This window comes from Acidobacteriota bacterium, assembly GCA_040752915.1.
Classification (GTDB): domain Bacteria; phylum Acidobacteriota; class UBA4820; order UBA4820; family DSQY01; genus JBFLVU01.
Genome location: JBFMHB010000058.1, coordinates 1 through 18,659, shown reverse-complemented (window position 1 = coordinate 18,659; position 18,659 = coordinate 1). Strand labels below are relative to the sequence as shown.

Annotated in this window: 21 protein-coding genes and 1 tRNA gene; 14 read left to right on the top strand and 8 right to left on the bottom strand. The window is 69.4% G+C overall.

Features of this window, described 5'->3' with window-relative positions; translation table 11 throughout:
• Nucleotides 1-124: 124 nt before the first annotated feature.
• Genes AB1824_10535 through AB1824_10520 form a run of 4 tightly spaced genes read left to right on the top strand, consistent with a single transcriptional unit; the run spans nt 125 to nt 6,155 of the window.
• Complete coding sequence (locus AB1824_10535; protein ID MEW5765402.1) at nt 125-1,447, top strand: TolC family protein; 1,323 nt, start codon at nt 125-127, stop codon at nt 1,445-1,447.
• 1 nt (nt 1,448) lies between these two features.
• Nucleotides 1,449-2,636, top strand: coding sequence for an efflux RND transporter periplasmic adaptor subunit (locus tag AB1824_10530; GenBank protein MEW5765401.1), 1,188 nt, complete (start codon nt 1,449-1,451; stop codon nt 2,634-2,636).
• A 10-nt stretch (nt 2,637-2,646) separates the two neighbouring features.
• Nucleotides 2,647-5,763, top strand: coding sequence for a CusA/CzcA family heavy metal efflux RND transporter (locus tag AB1824_10525; GenBank protein ID MEW5765400.1), 3,117 nt, complete (start codon nt 2,647-2,649; stop codon nt 5,761-5,763).
• 32 nt (nt 5,764-5,795) lie between these two features.
• Entirely contained in the window at nt 5,796-6,155 is a 360-nt protein-coding gene (locus AB1824_10520) for a P-II family nitrogen regulator (GenBank protein MEW5765399.1), read from the top strand.
• Between the two features lie 32 nt (nt 6,156-6,187).
• Here AB1824_10520 and AB1824_10515 read toward each other — a convergent pair whose 3' ends face one another.
• The 3 genes from AB1824_10515 to AB1824_10505 all read right to left on the bottom strand — a co-directional run bounded on the left by AB1824_10515 (nt 6,188) and on the right by AB1824_10505 (nt 7,948).
• Entirely contained in the window at nt 6,188-6,742 is a 555-nt protein-coding gene (locus tag AB1824_10515; GenBank protein MEW5765398.1) for a DUF456 domain-containing protein, read from the bottom strand.
• 173 nt (nt 6,743-6,915) lie between these two features.
• Nucleotides 6,916-7,338 (bottom strand): PilZ domain-containing protein, encoded by a 423-nt coding sequence (locus AB1824_10510; GenBank protein MEW5765397.1) that lies wholly within the window; start codon nt 7,336-7,338, stop codon nt 6,916-6,918.
• Nucleotides 7,339-7,381: 43 nt separating this feature from the next.
• Nucleotides 7,382-7,948 carry a hypothetical protein gene (locus AB1824_10505; protein MEW5765396.1) on the bottom strand — a complete coding sequence of 189 codons (567 nt, stop codon included), beginning with the start codon at nt 7,946-7,948 and terminating at the stop codon, nt 7,382-7,384.
• A gap of 374 nt (nt 7,949-8,322) precedes the next feature.
• Between AB1824_10505 and AB1824_10500 the strand changes: the two genes are divergently transcribed.
• The 6 genes from AB1824_10500 (at nt 8,323) to AB1824_10475 (ending at nt 11,497) form a co-directional block, all read left to right on the top strand.
• Entirely contained in the window at nt 8,323-8,595 is a 273-nt protein-coding gene (locus AB1824_10500; protein ID MEW5765395.1) for a hypothetical protein, read from the top strand.
• Nucleotides 8,592-9,080, top strand: a complete 489-nt coding sequence (locus AB1824_10495) for a hypothetical protein (protein ID MEW5765394.1) — start codon at nt 8,592-8,594, stop codon at nt 9,078-9,080. The genes AB1824_10500 and AB1824_10495 overlap by 4 nt, the downstream gene beginning before the upstream one ends.
• Nucleotides 9,081-9,217: 137 nt before the next feature.
• Nucleotides 9,218-9,943: a hypothetical protein gene (locus AB1824_10490; GenBank protein MEW5765393.1), complete on the top strand. Its 726-nt coding sequence runs from the start codon at nt 9,218-9,220 to the stop codon at nt 9,941-9,943.
• A 146-nt stretch (nt 9,944-10,089) separates the two neighbouring features.
• Nucleotides 10,090-10,302, top strand: a complete 213-nt coding sequence (locus tag AB1824_10485; protein ID MEW5765392.1) for a helix-turn-helix domain-containing protein — start codon at nt 10,090-10,092, stop codon at nt 10,300-10,302.
• Nucleotides 10,303-10,304: 2 nt separating this feature from the next.
• Nucleotides 10,305-10,688 carry a hypothetical protein gene (locus tag AB1824_10480; GenBank protein MEW5765391.1) on the top strand — a complete coding sequence of 128 codons (384 nt, stop codon included), beginning with the start codon at nt 10,305-10,307 and terminating at the stop codon, nt 10,686-10,688.
• Nucleotides 10,685-11,497 (top strand): hypothetical protein, encoded by an 813-nt coding sequence (locus tag AB1824_10475; GenBank protein MEW5765390.1) that lies wholly within the window; start codon nt 10,685-10,687, stop codon nt 11,495-11,497. Before AB1824_10480 ends, AB1824_10475 begins: the two co-directional genes overlap by 4 nt.
• Before the next feature lie 91 nt (nt 11,498-11,588).
• On the opposite strand, the gene AB1824_10470 is transcribed toward AB1824_10475, so the two are convergent.
• Nucleotides 11,589-11,717 carry a hypothetical protein gene (locus AB1824_10470; protein ID MEW5765389.1) on the bottom strand — a complete coding sequence of 43 codons (129 nt, stop codon included), beginning with the start codon at nt 11,715-11,717 and terminating at the stop codon, nt 11,589-11,591.
• 98 nt (nt 11,718-11,815) lie between these two features.
• Between AB1824_10470 and AB1824_10465 the strand changes: the two genes are divergently transcribed.
• From AB1824_10465 to AB1824_10455, 3 genes are all read left to right on the top strand, one after another.
• Nucleotides 11,816-13,177 carry a DnaB-like helicase C-terminal domain-containing protein gene (locus tag AB1824_10465; GenBank protein MEW5765388.1) on the top strand — a complete coding sequence of 454 codons (1,362 nt, stop codon included), beginning with the start codon at nt 11,816-11,818 and terminating at the stop codon, nt 13,175-13,177.
• A gap of 317 nt (nt 13,178-13,494) precedes the next feature.
• Nucleotides 13,495-13,719, top strand: coding sequence for a hypothetical protein (locus tag AB1824_10460; protein MEW5765387.1), 225 nt, complete (start codon nt 13,495-13,497; stop codon nt 13,717-13,719).
• 109 nt (nt 13,720-13,828) lie between these two features.
• A complete protein-coding gene (locus AB1824_10455) occupies nt 13,829-14,923 on the top strand; it encodes a site-specific integrase (protein ID MEW5765386.1) in 1,095 nt (364 codons plus the stop codon).
• Between the two features lie 36 nt (nt 14,924-14,959).
• On the opposite strand, the gene AB1824_10450 is transcribed toward AB1824_10455, so the two are convergent.
• Nucleotides 14,960-15,035 (bottom strand) — tRNA-Phe (locus AB1824_10450).
• 207 nt (nt 15,036-15,242) lie between these two features.
• On the opposite strand from AB1824_10450, the gene AB1824_10445 reads away from it, so the two are divergent.
• Complete coding sequence (locus AB1824_10445; protein MEW5765385.1) at nt 15,243-16,118, top strand: LD-carboxypeptidase; 876 nt, start codon at nt 15,243-15,245, stop codon at nt 16,116-16,118.
• Between the two features lie 30 nt (nt 16,119-16,148).
• On the opposite strand, the gene AB1824_10440 is transcribed toward AB1824_10445, so the two are convergent.
• The 3 genes from AB1824_10440 to AB1824_10430 all read right to left on the bottom strand — a co-directional run.
• On the bottom strand, nt 16,149-17,384 hold the full coding sequence (locus AB1824_10440) for a 3-deoxy-D-manno-octulosonic acid transferase (GenBank protein MEW5765384.1): 1,236 nt from the start codon (nt 17,382-17,384) through the stop codon (nt 16,149-16,151).
• Nucleotides 17,368-18,198: an ABC transporter permease gene (locus AB1824_10435; GenBank protein MEW5765383.1), complete on the bottom strand. Its 831-nt coding sequence runs from the start codon at nt 18,196-18,198 to the stop codon at nt 17,368-17,370. The genes AB1824_10440 and AB1824_10435 overlap by 17 nt, the downstream gene beginning before the upstream one ends.
• A partial coding sequence (locus AB1824_10430; GenBank protein MEW5765382.1) for an ABC transporter permease occupies nt 18,191-18,659 on the bottom strand: 469 nt, incomplete at its 5' end. The genes AB1824_10430 and AB1824_10435, both read right to left, overlap by 8 nt.

Here is an 18,659-nt window from a genome sequence, read left to right as displayed (position 1 = left end):
GCGCCTTCCGGAGGTACGACCCGCGTGTTAGGATGTTGGGGCGGGATTCGATCCACAACGGTCTTGGGAGGCGGCGCCGGTCCGGGCCGGGCCGGCCGAGGCACGAAGCTTCGGAGGTGAGGGCATGCCTGTTCGAGCCGGATCCACCCTACTCCGGGTCGCCTTCGCGGCGGCGCTCCTTGCCGGAGCGCCCGCGTCCCACCGGGCGCAGGCCGATTCCACCGTCCTCACCCCCGCGGGAGTGGAGGCCCTGCTCCTGGAGGGCGCCCCCGAGACCCGCGCCTCTGAGGCCTGGGTCGAAGCCGCCCGGGGGGGCCTTTCCTCCGCCCGCATTCCCCCCGACGTGACCCTGATCCTCGGGCGGTCGGACAGCACCGACCGCTTCAGCCCGCTTTCCTCGCGGGACACGCAGGCGGCCCTTCAGTGGGACCTCCCCGCTCCGTGGTTCTACGCCGCCTCCCTCCGCAGGGCGGGGGCCGAGGTGGAAGTGGCCCTTGCGGACCGCCAGAGAACGGACGTCTCCCTGCGCGCCTCCGCCAGGCGCCTGGTGGGCGACCTCCTGGCCGCCCAGGAGCGCGCCCAGATCCTGTCGGCCCAGCGGGAATTCCTGAGGGATCTCTCGGCCCTCACCTCGCTCCGGGTCAAGGCGGGCGAGGGCCGGGAGTTCGACCGCCTCCGGACCCTCGTGGAGCTCGAGCGCATGGAAGCCGAGGCCTCCCGGGCGGAGGCCGGGGCCCGGGGCCTTCGCGAGGCCCTCGCGAGGCTTTCGGGAAACCGTCTCCCCGAAGGGTTCACCGTGGAGGGGCGCCTCGGAATCCCGCCCGAGGCTCCCGGAGCCCAAGCCGCGGCGGAACTCGCCGCCTCCCGCAACCCGGACCTGCGCCTCGCCGCCGCCCGGAGCCTCAGGGCCAGGAAGGAACTCACGCTTCAGAGGACGGCGGCCAGCCCCTCCCTTTTCGCCTCGGCCGAAAGGGCGCGCGACGTGGGCACGCGGGCCACGACCCTCTCGCTGGGCCTGAGGATCCCGTTATGGAACGCGAACCGCGGGGGCATCCGGACGGCCCGCGCCGACCTCGTCCTCGCCGAGGCGGAAGAGGAGGCCGTCCGCAGGCAGGTGGGCGCCCGCGTGATCCAGACCGCGAGCCTCTACGCCGCCGTCCTGTCCTCGGCCCGGCGCTCCGCCGCCGAGGCGCTCCCCGCGGCCCGACGGGCCATGGACCTGGCGGACTTCTCCTACCGGCAGGGCGAGACCTCCCTGCTGGACGCCCTGGACGCCCGCCGAGCCCTTCAAGCCGCGGCACTCGAGGACGTGGCCCTTCGACACGAACTGCACGGGCTGTACCTGGATCTCGACGTACTCACGGGCGGGGCCCTCGCGCCGCCCTGGGCCCCGGAGGCGCCAAGCGCCGCCGCGGTGGGCGGTCCCCGGCCCGAAAAGGAGTCCTGAGATGAGAGCCCCCACCCTCCTTCCACCCCGGCCCTTCGCCGCCATGAGCCTCTGCGCGCTCCTCTGCCTCCTCTCCTGCGGCGGACCTCCGCCGGGGGAGGGCCCGGCCCAAACGACGCCCGGAGAGGTCTTCCTCACGCCCGACATGGTGCGCAACGCGGGCGTCCAGGTCTCGGCCGTCCGGCGCGGCTTTCCCGTCCTGTCCATCACGCTCACGGGGAGCACGGCCTACGACGACACGAGGACGGCGCGAGTGGGGACCAGGCTCCCCGGTCGCGTCCAGGCGGTGGTGGCGGACTTCGGCTCCCGGGTCCGGGCGGGCGACACCCTTTGCATCCTCGACAGCCCCGAGCTGGGGGACGCGCAGGCCGACTACCTCACCAAGCTGGCCCAGTTCCGTGTGTCCGAACGGGGCTACGAACGAGCCAAGCTCCTCGTGGAGAACCTGGCCATTTCCCAGAGCGAATTCCTCGAACGCGAAGGGGCTTTCCAGCGGGCCCGCTCCGACCTCGCTTTCGCCGAAAACCGCCTTCACCTCTTCGACATGGACGATGCCTCCGTGAAGGCCCTCGCGGAGCGGGTCTCGGGCAGCTCCGCCGGCGCGGCCGCGGTCTCCCCCCTCCTGAGGATCCGGGCCCCCATTTCGGGCACCGTCACCCTCCGGGAAACCTCCGTGGGCGAAGTCGTGGACCGGCTCCAGACCCTCTACACCGTTTCCGACCTGAGCTCTCTGTGGGCCTGGCTCGACCTCTACGAGTCCAATCTATCCCGCGTGACGCCGGGCGACCCCGTGGACCTGGAGGTGGAATCCCTGGAGGGGCGAAAGATCGCCGCCGTCGTGGACTTCATCGGCCCCGTGGAGACCGCCACGCGCACGGCTCGGGTGCGCGTGCGCCTGCCCAACCCGGACGGGGCGCTCCGGCCCGGGATGTTCGTGTCGGCCAAGGTCCGCGTGCAATCCTCGGAGGAGGCCCTGCTCCTGCCCGCGGAGGCGGTGCAGGAGATGGAGGGCCGGAAGGTGGTCTTCCGGGAGCGCTCGCCTGGGACCTACGAGGCCGTCCCCGTGACGGTCGGGAGGACCTTCGACGGAGACCTGGAGATCCTCGGGGGGGTCTCCGAAGGGGATCGGGTGGTGACCGAGGGGGCCTTCGCCGTCAAGGGCCAGCTCCTGAAGTCCCAGCTCGGCTGAGGGGCGCGCCATGGTCAGCGGCCTCATCGACTGGTCCTTAAAGAACCGCCTCATCGTCCTCCTCCTCGTGGTCCTCCTCGTGGCGGGGGGCTTCAAAGCCATGGTGGACCTTCCCCTGGACGCCGTGCCCGACGTCACCAACGAGCAGGTCCAGGTGCTCACGAGCGTTCCGGGGCTCTCCCCCCTGGAGGTGGAGCGCTTCATCACCTTCCCCGTGGAATCCTCCATGAGCGGCATTCCGAAGGTGGAGGAGATCCGGTCCATCTCCAAGTTCGGGCTGTCGGCGGTGACCGTAGTCTTCGCCGAGGGCACCGACGTCTACTGGGCGCGCCAGCAGGTGGCCGAGCGCCTCGCCGACGCGAGGGACCGCATCCCGCCCGGCTACGGGTCCCCGGGGCTGGCCCCCATCTCCACGGGCCTGGGCGAGATCTACCAGTTCGAGGTGCGCGGGGAGCCCTCCTGCGGGGAGGGCGGGGAGGACACGGACGCCTGCTGGACCTCCAAAGAGCTGCGGGCCCTCCTCGACTGGCAGATCGCCTACCGCCTCCGCTCCGTCCCGGGCGTCGTGGAGGTCAACAGCTACGGGGGGGAGGCCAAGCGGTACGAGGTGAGGGTGCACCCCGACAGCCTCATGGAGTTCGGGCTGTCCCTGGAGGACATCTTCTCCGCCCTGGAGGCGAACAACCTCGCCGCGGGGGGCGGATACCTGGAGCACGCGGGCGAACAGCGGATCATCCGCGGGGAAGCCCTGGTGTCGAACCTGGACGACGTACGGAACATCGTCGTCCGCACCGGCCCTTCGGGCACGCCGGTCACCGTGGGGATGGTGGCCGAGGTGGCCAGCGGGGCCGTCACGCGCCAGGGCGCCGTCACCCGCGACGGCCGGGGAGAGGTGGTGGTGGGCATCGTGATGATGCTCAAGGGGGCCAACTCCCGGGTGGTGGCGGGAGAGGTGGAGAAAGCCGCGGAGGAGATCCGCCGCACCCTTCCCCCGGGGGTCACCCTGGACGCCTTCTACAACCGCACCCAGCTCGTCAACCGGACCGTCCGGACCGTCGCGAAGAACCTGGTGGAGGGCGGGATCCTCGTGATCCTCGTCCTTCTCCTGATTCTGGGCAACGTCCGCGCGGGGCTCATCGTCTCCGCGGCCATCCCTCTCTCCATGCTCTTCACCTTCATCCTCATGAACCGCTTTGGCATTTCCGGAAACCTCATGAGCCTGGGAGCGCTGGACTTCGGCCTCATCGTGGACGGCTCCGTCGTGATGGTGGAGAACATCCTGCGGCGGCTGGAGGAGCGGGAGGAGCACGTGTCGCCCCTGTCGGCCGTCCGCGCGGCGGTCCACGAGGTGGCGCGGCCCGTCGTGTTCGCCGTGGGGATCATCATCATCGTCTATCTCCCGATCCTCGCCCTCACGGGCGTGGAGGGGAAGATGTTCCGGCCCATGGCCTTCACCGTGGTCTTCGCCCTCGCCGGCTCCCTCCTCCTCGCCCTCACGCTCATGCCCGTCCTGGCGACGTACTTCCTGGCCCACCGGCGGCCGAAAGAGTCCACCTGGATCATGTCCCGCCTGGAGGGGCTCTACGCTCCCTCCCTGAGGTGGGCCCAGGAGCGGCCCGTGCGGGTCCTGGCGGGTGCCGTGCTGCTCTTCGGCGCGTCCATGGCCCTCTTCCCATTCCTGGGCACGGAATTCGTCCCCCGCCTCGACGAAGGGGCGATCGCGCCCCAGTCCTGGCACCTCCCATCGGTCTCCCTGTCCCAGGCCGTGAAAAATACGACCCTCGTGGAGAAGGTGCTCCTGGAGCAGTTCCCGGACGAGGTGAAGACCGCCGTTTCCAAGACGGGCCGCGCCGAGATCGCCACCGACCCCATGGGCATCGAGACCGCGGACATGTTCGTGGACCTCAAGCCCCGTAAGGAGTGGACCAAGGCCAGGACGAAGGAGGAGCTGGTCGAGAAAATGGCCGCGGCTCTGGACGCGGCCGTTCCGGGCGTGAAGCTTTCCTACTCCCAGCCCATCGAACTCCGCGTCCAGGAACTCATCGCCGGTGTTCGCTCGGACGTGGCCGTGAAGATCTTCGGACCCGACCTCGAGGTCCTCGCCGACCTGGCAGACCGGGTCTCCGTGGTGCTGAGCGGGGTCCGCGGGGCCGCCGACGTGAAGGCCGAGCAGGTGGGTGGCCTTCCCTACCTGACGGTGACCCTGGATCGGGCCAGGGCCGCCCGCTACGGGGTCTCCGCCGAGAGCCTCATGGCCGCCGTGCAGGCCGCCAGGGCGGGCAGGGACGTGGGGGTGGTCATCGAAGGACAGGCGCGCTACCCGCTCACCGTCGTTCTTCCCGTCGAGACGCTGAAACGGCGCGAGGACCTCCTCGGCCTGCCGGTGGCCGCCCGGGGCGGGGCCCTCGTCCCCCTCGGCCAGGTGGCGAAGGTCACAGAGGAAATCGGCGTCAACCAGGTCTCCCGGGAGGCCGTCAGCCGACGCATCACGGTGGAGGCCAACGTCCGGGGGAGGGACCTCGGCTCCTTCGTGAGCGAGGCCCAGAAGGCCGTCGGAAAGCGGGTGAAGCTCCCTCCGGGCTACTCCATGACCTGGGGGGGCCAGTTCGAGAACCTTCAGCGGGCCACCGCCCGGGGCCGGGTCGTCGTCCCCCTGGCCCTGGGGCTCATCTTCCTGCTCCTGTACCTGAGCTTCCACTCGCTCCGGCTCGCCTCCCTCATCTTCATCAACGTCCCCCTGGCCGTCATCGGCGGGATCTTCGCCCTCCTGGGCCGGGGCATGCCCTTCTCCATCTCCGCCGGCGTGGGCTTCATCGCCCTCTTCGGCATCGCCGTGCTCAACGGCGTCGTAATGGTGGACCACATCCAGGGCCTGCGGCGCGAGGGCGTGGAGCCGAAGGCCGCCGCTTTCGAAGGGGCCCGCCACCGCCTCCGGCCCGTCGTGATGACGGCCCTCGTGGCCAGCCTGGGTTTCCTTCCCATGGCGCTGGCCACATCGAGCGGCGCCGAAGTGCAGAGGCCCCTCGCCACCGTGGTCATCGGCGGCCTCGTCACCTCCACGGCCCTCACCCTCATCGTCCTTCCGGCCATCTATCCCTGGTTCGACCGGGGGAAGGCCGAGTTCTAGGCGTCCGCCGAAGCCTCCCAGGGGAGACTCCCATGAAACTCGTTGTCGCGATCCTCCAGCCCTTCGCCCTGAACAAGGTGCAGAACGCCCTCCTGAAGGTGCCCTGCTTTCCTGGAATGACGGTGGTCCCCGTCCGCGGGTTCGGCCAGGGGAAGGGGTGCGCCGCATCGGACTTCGAGGCCGAGATCGTGGACTTCACGGACAAGGTGCGCGTCGAGGTGGCCGCCCCCGACGATGCCGTGGACGCCGTCGTCGAGGCCATCGTCCAGGCGGCCCACTCGGGGCGCCGAGGGGACGGCAAGATCTTCGTGCTTCCCCTGGAGCGCGCCGTGCGGATCCGCACCCGCGAGCGAGACGACGAGGCCCTCCGCTCGCCCCTCAAGGACGACTGACCGGATCGCGGAACTCCGGGGGCCTTTCCCGGCTATGAGTGCATTCCCGCGGCGAAGGACCACCCGATCCTCAGCGCCAGAAGAACCAGGAAGGCTCCGCCCGAGGCCAGTTTGGCGGAGAGGCCGAGGGTCCTTCCGAGGGCCGCCCCGAGGCCCGCCCACAGGGCCTTACCCGATCGGCGCTCCCGCCACGCCGCCACGAGGAGCGCCCCCGCGAAGGCCCCGAGGACGGTGCCCGGGATGGCCCCGAGGCCGAAGCCGAAGCCCGCGCCCAAGAGGGCCCCGACCACGGATCCCGCCAGGGCCCCTGCCCCCGCCCACCGGTCGCCTCCGAATCGGCGTGCCCCCAGGTACCCCGCCAAGAACTCCGCCGCCTCGCCCAGGCCCGCCAGCAGGAGCCCCACGGCGAGGACCCACCACGTGACCACGGAGAAGCCCTCGAGCCACCCATAGAGGAGGGCGGCCAGGACCATGAGCCAGTTGCCCGGAAGCTGAAAGACCTGCGAGGCCCAGGCGGCGGCGCAGAACAGGAGTAGCAGGATCGGACCCGCCCAAGCCGCCGATTCACCCAAGAGCGTTCCCGCCATGAAGGGCCTCCCGTTTGGGAGTGTAGCCCATGGCGGGGCCCGAAATCGCCGGCGCCCGCGCGAAACAGCGCCCGATCCCGCCCCCCCCGGCCGCCCCCCGGGTCCGTCGCGCCTAGAGCCCGTGTTCGAAGGCGCTCCGCGGGGTCGAAAGAAATGGGCAGCCCGGATTCCTTCTAATCCTTCGGCTCGATCAGGACGGTCACCGAGGGTTCCGGGGCCCCCTTACCCGCGGACGGGGGCGACGGCGAAGGGATCTGAGGGATCACTTCAGCGAGTTTGGCCAGGACGATGGCCGGGGGGTCCTGGAACTCGAGACCCGCGCGGTAGAGGAGCACACGGTGGCCCTTTTCGTCGTCCCCCATCCCCCACACACGGCACCGGCGGACTTCGGCGCGAAGCAGGACCTCGCCCTCCCCTTTCGGGAACCTCAGGTCACAGGCGGTCTTGGGCTGCATGCTGTGGGACAGCTCCACCTGGATGCCGTTGGCGGAGATGTCCACCACCCGGGCGGCCAGGTAGGCCTTGACCTTGGCCACCAGCCTCCCGGCGATCGGAAGCCGCGGTGCGGTTCTGCGTTCGGGCAAGTTCCACTCCATCTCGTGCGCTCGTCCCCGGGCCGCCGCGCGGCCGTCCCGCCCGTTACAACCTCCGGATCGTGTGCCTGCATTCCACGCAAGCGGGAACCGTGAGGGCGAAGCGGTCGCCCGGCTCGGGCCAGTACCGCGCCCGATGGCCATGATACACCGCCTTCAGAGGAAGCAGCTGGCCCTGGAAGAGACCGCATTTTCCGGACCCGCTGCGCCCGTCCTCCCCATGGACCACGAGGCAGTAGGCCTCCCCTTCCTCCAGGAGGCGGCGCGAGAACCCCCGGACGTACCAGGTGCTGAATTCGAACCGGGCCCATTCGGCCAGGCGTCTTCTGCCCAAGGCCTTCGCCGCTTCGCACGCCTCCGCCAGCGCCTCGGCCCCGGCCGCCAGATCCACCGCGTGGCCGGAGACGATGATTTCCCTCACCCGGTCCTGCAACCGAATCCAAACCTCCGCAGGGACTTCCACGGGACGGTACGGCGCGACGACCTTTCTCTCGGCGTCGAACTCCTCCAGCATGTACCTTCGCGTGATCGAGTCCAATTCGTCGTAGACCATGCCGCCGCCCCGCGCCGTCGCGGCGCCCGGTTCGCACACGGGCCGTCTCGCGCGGCGCACGCCCTGACCACCGTCTCTTCGTATTCCTGAATCGAGTGTACGCGGGCGGGCGAAAAAATCAAGCCCCCGAGAGGGCGTCGGCGGCTCCCGCAAACACGGCGGCCCCCGAAGCCGGGGGCCGGACGAACCTTCGATTCTTGTGGTGCCCCCGGGCGGAATTGAACCACCGACACAAGGATTTTCAGTCTGGACCGGACCCCCACGGAGCAAGCCTTGGACGGGCGGGCGTTTCCGCGTTTTCGCCTTCTCGAATCATGCTCTTTTTTTGCCCGCCCTTTTCTACTCAGGACCACAAGAAACGCCGGATTTCTACCCCCGAACCTGCACAAAACCTGCACGGATTTTTCCGGGCATGACCCGGAAGGAGGAGTGACATGGCGAACGATTCATTCGTCGAAACTGGCCCCCTTTTCTGGCGCCCCGTAAAGGGCGGATCGTGGCATTCTCTCCCGCTCCCCAAGGGGCTGGAGGCCCTCCGCCCGGGCCGAAGCGTTCTCCTGTACCTCGGCCGGCTCGGGAGCGCGCCCGTGGTAGGCCGATTCAAGGCGGTTTCGGTGAGGGCCTACGGGACTCGGCGCCGTGCGCTCCTGCCCACGGACGCGGCCCGAATCGCCCCGGATCTCCCTCTTCCGGGAGGTGACAAATGAACCTCAAGGTTGCCGAAGACCAAGACGGAGCGGCCTTTCTCACCAACGAGAGCGCGAACTCCTCGCGGGGGTTGCCGGTTCTCCACCTAACCGGTGAAGGCCTGAACGCGGATTTCGGCCCGGCGGATGAACTCTCCCCCGGCGTGAGCGCGGCGGGCGTCGTGGCGGGATGGGCCCAGGATCCGCAACGGACCCCCGAGGAACTCCGGGCGGCGGCGGCGTACCTTTCTCAATGGCCGGAAGGGCCTCAAGTGTCTTCGGAGATCCCCGACTTGATCTTGGAGGCCTCCGAAGCCCTGGACCCGAACCACCAGGGGGTGCAATGGCCGGACCCCATCGAATGGGATGGAAGGCCCCTGCGAGACCAAGCCCGCGACCTGTCCGCCTTGCTGGACGCCGAAGCCGCCGGCGAGTCCGATGAAGCCCGCGCGTCCCGGCTCCGTAGGCTGAGCGCCCGATTGTGGGCGTCGGTGGAGCGAGGTTGAACCGTGAGGACGATTTCACTACGTTGAATCCGTAACCCAGGGGGGCAACGGTTCGGCTGATCCCCGGACCGGGCCCGCGGCTCCGACGGGCTGCCCCCCTGCCCCTCACCTTCGGAGGCCCGGAAGGAGCGCCGGGAATGGCGAAGAAGCACTTCATGTCGGAGGAGCCCACCCCCGAGGACGAACGCCGGAGAGACGACCTTCTCGACGCCTTGGAACGTCTCGGCGTTAATGTAGACCGCTCCCCCGGGAAACCGCCCGGGATAGAAGACGCGCTTCCTCACCGGATCCAGGATTTCATTCAAGACCTTCAGTCTCAGGATCAAGAGGAACTGATCCGCCGCACCTTTGGCCTGGCCTCCCTCCAAGTGGCCCCCGCCCTGGGCGGCATCTTCCCCTCCGCCCTCCCTGGGGCCACTTGGTGCGAGAAGTGGCAGGTCCTGCAGGAGCGCCTTTCGCAATGCCCGGGCCCCGAGGCCTTCGCCGCCGGAGTGGCTCTGGGTTGGGCATTCGGACGCGTGGCCGCGGGTATCCTGTCGAGGAAGGAGGCAGGGAATCGCTCCCCCGAGGACACGCGAACCCCGTCCATCAAGTCGAAGCTCATCGCCCAATACTTGCAGCGGCAGAAGGATGCGAGCTTCGCCGCTTACTGGGGGGCCCTGTGCGAACCCGCCGCCTGGATCAAGGAATATCTTGACTCGTGGGGCGTCCTCCATCACGGGGAAAAGGACGGGGTGGTCACGCTTTGGCGCGGATCCAAAACCCTCGCCATCCGGAAAGACTCCCACGGAAGGCTCTTCCGTCGCCTCAAGAGAAAAAGCGGACAAATGACCCGTATAGATCCGCCCCCCTTCGGACGCTGACGACCCGCGGAACACGAGAAAAACCATTTAAATACAAGAGTAATCCACGCGCCCGTTGCGCTTGTCCACGCGGGCCTACTGTGTCCCCGAGGGGCACCGGACCGCGCCACCGAGGCGCGGCGGGCGGCCCAGGAGGACGGCAAGAAATGGAAAGCAAAGACAGTCTCTTAACACCTGAAGAGGCGGCAGGGTTCCTGCGGCTCAGTGTTGCGGCCTTGTACGCCGCACACCAGCGGAGGCAGCTTCCCTCCATCAAGATCGGCCGCCGGCTCCGATTCCGCCGGAGCGATCTCGAACGGCTCATTGACGCCCGAACACAACCGCCCCTCGAACCGCCCGCCCCGAGCGGGAGGGGGTGAACATGGGCGCCCACAACCTGAAGGGCCTGCCCGCCACGAAAAACCAGGCCCAGGACGAGGAGGCGGCCCTCCTGGTGTGCGCGCGGGTGGAGCGGTTTGGGTACGAGATAGCGAGTCTCGCCCGACGCGGGGACCTCGGAGGCGTGAAGGACCTCCTGCCCACGATTGCCAAGACGATTCAAGAAGCCCCGGCGAAATCTGATCCTGCCCCGCCGTCTCCCGAGTCGGCTCGTGAGGGCACCCGAGAGGAATGGATCGAGAAAACTCGGCGCCTTGCCGAGAAAGTCCCCGATTTGCTGGGGGCCCAGCCGCCGGACCTGAATGAGGCCCTCCTATGGGCCTTCGCGGTCACGTCAAACCTGGAAAGCCTGGGGGCCCAGGTGTGAGCGAGGAAGTCCGGGCCATCCTCGCGCGGTTCGTCTACGAGGGGCATGGCCTCCCGCGGTTCCAAGAGGAGCTTTTGCTCCGGCAGGGGCTGACGACCGACCAGGCACAGGCCGCCCTGGAGACCTGGGAAGAGGAGGTTCGACTCGGGATTCTGGACGATCCCATTTGGAGAGCGGGGCAACTCCTCGAGGAGGCCGTGGCGGGGGGGCATGAAACGGTGCCCACGCCGGAGCCCCTGCCGACGACCCCGGCGCTATCTTCACCGGGAACCACGCCAGCATCCGGCAAGGGCGGGAGCCGGAAGCAGACTTCACCCCTCGCCCCGCGCGGTGTGCCCTTTCAAGCGTTGCAACCTCCAAAAAAGGACGCCCTCCCCCCCGAGGAGCCCCGCGAGACGGGGGGGGCAGAGGTAGCCGGCGGTTGGGTTCGGCTTTATCGGTGTGCCCTGGACTCCGACATTCTCCGGGTTGGTGGGCTCCGGCTCTTCGGCCTTTTCTGCTGCCTGCTACTGGAAGCCGAATGGAAACCCAGACGAGTGAATGGCGACTTCCTTGAACCGGGGCAATTGAGTATCACGCTCCGTTCGTATGCCACGGCCCACGGGCTTTCCGTCAAAGAGCTGAGGGGAAGCTTGGAGAAACTTCGAAGAAACGGGACAATTTTGGCACAGCAAAAGGCACACCGTCGGACCGTGATAACTATTGTAAATTGGGCACTTTACAACGGCGAGGCAGGCGAAGAGGGCACAGTTAAGGGCACAGCACAGGGCACAGCACAGGGCACAGTCAGGGCACAGTGGTTCTTGTAAGTGCTTGACGTGTAAGGGGATGCAGGCCCCTAAGAAGTTAAGAAGTAAAGAAGAAAGAAAAGAGCTTGCGCCTCCGGCGCTGAACCACCCCTCACAAGAGAATGAAATCGACCCTGAACAAGTCCGGCGTGACATTGCCTACCTCGCCGAGAAGGCCGCCTTTTACAAGGGGCAGGAAATCCCCGAGAGAGACCGGCGGCGGGTTCTCGATGCAGCCCATTACCGTCTCCGCCCGGCCTGCTATCCGTCCGGCCCCCCGCCGGAAGTGCTGGCCGCCTTCGACGACCTAAGACGAGCGCTTCGCCTAGAGGGGGAAGCATGAACCCCCCGCGCGCGGAACGGCTGACCGAGGCCGAGCGGTGGAACCTGGAGGCCCGCCTTCAGGATCGCGTCCTTTACGGCCGGGACCCCGCGGAGACCCTGGCCCTTCTCCACGCCTCAGACTTCTCCCACCCGGGCCGGAGGGCCCTCTGGGCCCTCCTCCAACGTCGGAACCGGGCCGGGCTCCCCGTGGACTCCGTGGCGGTCTTGGACACGCTCCAGGAGGAAGATCCTGAGAACATCCTGGAGCGCCTCGGCGGCATGGGTGAAATCGTGGGGCGGATCGTGGCCGACGTGGTGCAGGCGCCGGATTCGGCCGTGGAGGGATGGGCCCGGACCCTCCGTCGCGCCTCCCTCGGAGACCGGCAACGCCGGCTTTTGCAGGACCTGGACCGGGCGACGGCGGCCGGGGATTTCGAAGGGGAGCGGATCGCTCGGGGGGCCTTGGAGGACCTCTTCGGGCAGATTGACGCCCTGGAGACCGCGGGGCCTGTGGGAGCGGCGGGGGTCCTGGAGGCGCCCGCGGAAGTTTGGACGCGGTGCCTTCTGGAGATCAATCGGGACATGGCCGCGAAGAGTGGCCCCCGTGGGCTCGGCTTCGGGGTCTCAGACCTAGACGAAGAACTCCGTCCTGGGCTCCGGCCGGGCCGCCTCTGGGTGATCGGCGCGGGGACGGGTGAAGGAAAGACGCTCTTGGCCCTGCAGCTCGCCTTGACGGCCGCGCGGGCCGCGGTGGGTTGCCTGTACCTGTCTTTCGAAATGACGCCCGAGGAGCTGTTGGAGAGGGCGGCCGTCATGGAGGAGGCGGCTCCCTGGTGGAAGGTGCAACGCCGGACCCTCACCGAGAGTGAGGGGAAGGGCCTTCTCGCGTGGGAGCCCCCCGATGGGCTCTTGATCGTAAACGCCGCGGGGGTGCCGGCGCGCCGGATCCCCCGCATGATCCAGAAGGCGCGGGGACGCCTGGAGCGGGCTGGCCGCCCTCTCGGGCTCGTGGTCGTGGATCACCTTCAGCTCGTGCAGAGCGGGGGGCGGACTGAGACGCGCGCCTTGGAGGTCAAGGAAGTGGCGAACCTCTGCAAGCAAGTGGCCCTGGACGGCGCCGGCGGGGGAGCCCTCGCCGTCCTCGCTTTGTCTCAGCTCCGCCGCGCCAGGGAGGCCGAAAGGCCTGATCTGCGGGATCTGAAGGAGTCGGGCGGGATCGAAGAGGCAGCGGACACGGTCCTCCTCCTCCACAGAAAGCGGGCCGAGGGCCGCATGACGGACCGGGCTGAGCTTCGGGTGGCGAAGAACCGGGGCGGCCGCGTCGGAGGTGAGCCCCTGGAGATCCGGTTGAACACCGAGCGCGCGAGGTTCGAATGACCGGGCCCGCGTTCCGATGCCTCCCCGGCTTCATGGCTGGCCCCAGGATTCGCGGAACGGGACGGACGAGGGTTGGACACGCCCCCGCCCGTCCTGGGGCCTCTCACGGGCTTGGACCCCCACCCCAAGATATGGGGGTGGGGCACTTTCGGAAGGTTCGGAAGGGCCAAGAATGGGCCGAAAATGGCCTTCGTCTTTTAAAATGAACAGGATACGATTTGACATAATGATTATTATCGGACACTCTCTTATCGCGTGCCCCTTGCACTCTTGACACAGAGGGCTTATACTGCGTATAAGCCCCGCATGGAGGAACCATGAGCGAGGACAAGAAAGACCGGCTGGCGAAAGCGAGGGCGGCCGCCGCGGCCCTGCGGGCGGCCCTCCCGGCTCCCGAGCCCACGAGGACCGAGCGCCTGATTGTGTCCTTCACTCCGTCGGAGAAGGCCCGCCTCGTGGAATATGCAAGCGAGACGGGGGAGCCTCTTGCAACAGCGGCGCGCGGGCTTCTACTCGCGGCCCTCACCACGTTGGGGAAGTGACAGAATGCAGACCTTCCCCCAGGCCGCTGAGGCGGCCGAACTCAAAGCGAACACCGCGCCGCCGGGCACGGGGCCCCGGCCGGGCGCTTTCGGAGCGAAAGGAGGCCGGATGGAGAAACCCAAAGCCGCGCGAAGAGAGCGCGGAATCAAGAAATTGGCCGATGGACGTTGGCGCTACTCCTGGACGTTCCGCGGCCGCTACCATCGAATGACCGCCCCCAACTACGCCATCGCCCGCGCCTGTCTCTCGAAGATCCGCGCGGAAATCGCCGAGGGGCGCTACCTGGAGAAAGAGGCAACCCCGAGAGTCACCTTCGAAAGGGCCGCCCAAGACTTCCTCACATGGGGAAAATCCAACTTGGCGCCGGGCACCTGGATACGGGACCGGCAATTCGTCGCACGGTGGCTGCGTCACCCGCGGTTCGAAGGGCGGACCTTGGACGAGATCTCGCCGGCCGACATTGAGGCTTACCGGAACGGACGCCTCGCCACGGTGGGCAAGAGGACCGCCGATTACGACCTGTCCCGCCTCAAGCGCCTCTTCTCCCTGGCCCAAGCGTGGGGACTCTGCAAAGCTGACCCCACCCGGCCCGTCAAACTCTTTCACCCCGACAACCGGAGGGAGCGGTTCCTCTCCGCGGAGGAGGAGAAGGTCCTGCGGGCGGCCCTCCCGGAGTGGGTGCGTCCCGCCTTCGACTTCGCCCTGAACACCGGACTCCGGCAAATGGAACTCCTCACCTTGACATGGGGCCAGGTGGACCTCGCGCGCCGCACGATCACCTTGACGGCGGACAAGACCAAGAGCAAGCGGACGCGACACGTCCCCTTGAACGTCGCGGCCCTGGCCGCCCTGAAGTCCCAACCCCGCGCCCTCTCCCCCGAGGCCCCCGTCTTCCCCGTCCTGGCCCGGACGCGGCAGGCCTCGCTCGTTCAGATCGTCCGGCGGACGGTTCGGCGTCTCGGCTTGGAGGGCGTCACCTGGCACACCCTCCGGCACACCTTTGCTTCCCGACTCGTTCAGCGGGGGGTGGGGCTCCTCACTGTAAAGGACCTCCTGGGGCACTCCACCTTGACGATGGTTCTCCGGTACGCCCACCTTGCCGACGAGAACTTGAGAAGGGCCGTGGACACCCTGACCGAAGATCCCAACCTGCACGAAACCTGCACGGGCCGAGAGACCGCCCCCGGAGGGGGTGAGGCTTGACTCTCTCTAAGTGCTTGCTAGGGAAAAGGTTAGAAGTGGTGCCCCCGGGCGGAATTGAACCACCGACACAAGGATTTTCAGTCCTCTGCTCTACCGGCTGAGCTACAGGGGCACCGAGCCCATACGGCGCCCATGATGGTACCCTCTGGTCCCCATCCAAGTCAAGCCGACCGAGGCCGCGCCGAAGGGCGAACCCCACGGCGCCGAGACGGTCCACCCCGCGAGGGACGCTCCGGGCCCCTTCTCCGGATCGGACAGGGCGTCCCTGGGGCGCCCCTTCGCCCCCCGAAAGACGCGGGCAGCGTGGTATGCTCCGGCCATGGACGGTAGCGAGGGAAAGAAGAGGCTTCAAATCCGGGTCGTGGCCCCGGCGGGTCCGGTCTCCCCCGATGACTTCGAAGCGGGCCTCGCGGTGCTTGCCGGACGCGGGTTCGACGTCCGCACCGGCTCCCACGCCCGAGGACGCCGCGGATACCTCTCGGGCACCGACGCCGAGCGCCTGGCCGACCTGCGCGAGGCCCTGGAAGACCCTCTCGCGGACGTGGTCTGGTTCGCCCGCGGCGGCTACGGCACCACCCGGATCCTCGCGGGCCTCCCCCAGGCAAGCGAGGCGGGTCCGCGAAAAATCCTGGCGGGCTTCTCCGACGCCACCGCCCTCTTCGCCTGGGGCCAGCGTCGCCACCGCCTGCTCTACGCCCCCTCCGTGCAGGAGCTGGCCCGCCCCGGCGTCTGCCGCCTCCCGCCCCTCTGGTCCGCCCTCGCGGGGCGACCCCGGCCCTTGCCGGGCCGGGGCCCCAAGGCGAAGGCGGGGCCCTGGCCCGTTTTCGGTGGGTGCCTCTCCGTCCTGTCGGTGCTCGTGGGCACGCCGTGGGAGCCGGCCCTCGTGGATCGTTGGCTGTTCCTGGAAGACGTGGGCGAGCGCCTCTACCGGCTGGACCGACTCCTCACGCACCTTCACGGGGCGGGATGGTTCGAGCGGGCCTCCGGCGTCCTCCTGGGCGGATTCACCGGCATGGGAGAGGGCGAGCGGCCCACTCGGGTGGCGGACCGCGTCCGGGAGCTCCTGCCCGAGGGGAAGCCCCTGGTAACGGGCTTGCCCGTGGGCCACCTCCGCGGGAAGATGCCCCTTCCCCTCGAGGCGCCCGCTTTCTGGGATGGAGCGGCCCTCCGCTTCCCACCTTCAAAGCCCGAGTAGGCCGCTGACAGAGCTTCCGCGGGCTCGTCCTCAGACGCCGGGGATGGCGTCGGCGATCCACCGCGCCGCGCGATCCACCGCGCCCCGGTGGGCCTCCACCGCGGCCTGCGCCTTCAGGCCCGCCGCCTCCGCCAGGCGCGGGTCCTGCAGGAGGGACGTGACCCTCCAGGCCAGCTCCGAGGCGTTCTCCACGCGGAAGGCGCCCCCCGCCGCCACGAGCCGCTCCGCATCCTCGCGGAAATTCTCCGTGTGCGGGCCGAAGAGGACCGGGCGGCCGAGGTAGGCGGGCTCCAGGACGTTCTGCCCGCCCAAAGGAACGAGGCTCCCCCCCACGAAGGCCGCCGCCCCCAGCGCGTAAGCCGACCAGAGTTCCCCCAGGGTGTCCAGCAGGAGGACGTCCCATCCCTCCGGGCCCGGGCGCGACCTCCTCGCCGCCCTGAGCCCGGCGCGGGAGCACGCCTCCAACGCCGCGGGGACCCGGTCGAGGTGCCGGGGGGCCAGCACGAGCCTCGCCCCGGGCAGGCGGGCCATGACCTCGGCGTGGGCCTGGGCCGCGGCGGTTTCTTCACCCTCCCGCACGGATCCGGCGACCCACAGGGGCCCCGAGGGGAGGAGGGCCGCCAGGGCTTGACGCGCCGCCTCGAAGGCGGGGGGCGGGGCGAGGTCGTACTTCAGGTTGCCCAGGATCGTCACCCGCTCAGGCCAGGCGCCCAGGAGGCGAAAGCGCGCGGCGTGCTCCTCCGTCTGGGCGGCCACGTGAACGCCCTGCAGAGCCCGGGCGTAGAGCGACTTGAAGCGCAAGGTGCGTGAGAGGGCGCGGTCCGAGAGGCGCCCGTTTGCGATGAGGACGGGGATGCCCGCCCGCCGGGCCTCCCGGAACAGCGCCGGCCACAGCTCCGTCTCCACGAGCACCAGGGCGCGGGGGCGCAGGGAGCGAAGGGCCTGGCGCATGCAGGGGCCCAGGTCCAGGGGAAAGGCGTGGGGGTCGAGGCCGGGGGGGCCCTCCTTGCGCGCCAGGGCCATCCCCGCCGCCGTCGTGGTCGTGAGCGCCACGGGCAGGCCGCGGGAGGCGAGGGCCTGGGCCAGGCGGAGGCCGATGCGCACCTCGCCGACGGACACGGCCTGGATCCAGATGGGGCCGTCCGATCGGGCGCCGAGAAAGCCCAGACGCTGAAGGGGACGCCAGGCCCCCCGCTGGCGCAGGGCCAACACGAGCAGCCAGAGGGGCGCCAGGGCCCATGCCGCAATTCTATACAGCGTCCACACGGTGCCTCCTGCCCGGGTCCATTCCCTCGGAGAGCGATTCCCCGAGAGTATTTAAGGCCCATACGGCGGAAAAGAGAAGGGCCCCCGGCACGAGGGCCAGGTGGGGCGCCTCCAGGAGGCAGTCGCAACCCGTGGCGAGCATCTCGCCCCACGAGGGGTGCGGCGGCTGGATCCCCAGACCCAGGAAGGAGAGCCCCGCCTCCGCCAGCATCACCGACGCCGCCCCCGCCGCCGCCTGCACCCAGAGGATGCCGAGGGCGTGGGGAAGGATGTGGCGCCGCAGGACGTGGACCCCTCCCGCCCCGCAGGCCCGGCTCGCCGTCACGAAATCCCGGCCTCGCAGGGAGAGGGCGAGCGCCCGCGCCACCCGCGCGTAGCCCACCCAGGCCGTGGCCGAGAGGGCCAGAACAAGCGGGGAGAAGCCGCGGCCCACGTAGGCCACGACGGCGATGGCCAGGAGGATGCCGGGAAGGGCGAGGAGCACGTCCACCGTCCGCCCGAGGGCCTGGTCGAGGAGGCCGCCCCAGTACCCCGCCGCCGCCCCCAGGAGGGTCCCCGCCACCAGGGCGATGGCCAGGGCCGCCGCCGTCACCGCCAGGGACACCCGCGCGCCGTACAGGGCCCGCGACAGGACGTCGCGCCCCAGGTCGTCGGTGCCCAGCCACGCGCGGGCCGATGGGCCCTCCAAACGGTGCTCCAGATCCTGGCCCGCGTACGGGGCGGGGGCCAGGAGCGGCGCCAGCGCCGCCGCCGCCATCCAGGCCAGGACCAGGGCCGCGGCCGCCTTCCGGGAGACGCCTCCCCCCCTAGCCATCGCGACGGATCCTCGGGTCAAGGAAGCCGTAGAGGAGGTCCGTCGCCAGCGTCGCCGCCAGCGTCAGGAGGGCGAAGAGGAGCACCGCCCCCTGAAGGACCGGGTAGTCCCGGCTCCCGATGGCCCCCAGCACCAGCGTCCCCAGCCCCGGCCACCGAAAGATCCGCTCCGTCAGGATGGCCCCCGTGAGGAGCCCGCCGAGCTGGAGGCCCAGCACCGTCACCGCCGGAAGGAGCGCGTTGCGCAGTCCATGGCGCCGGAAGGCCGTCCCCTCTCCCAGCCCCCGGGCCCGCGCCGCCGTCAGGTACTCCCTGCCCATCTCCTCCGAGAGGGAGGCGGACAGGAGCCGGCACAGAAGGGCGGAGGTGGGCACGGCGAGGGTCACCGCCGGGAGGAACCAGGCCCCCGGCTCGTCGGCCCCCGAGACGGGGAACCAGGGCCGCCAGACGGCGAAAACCAGG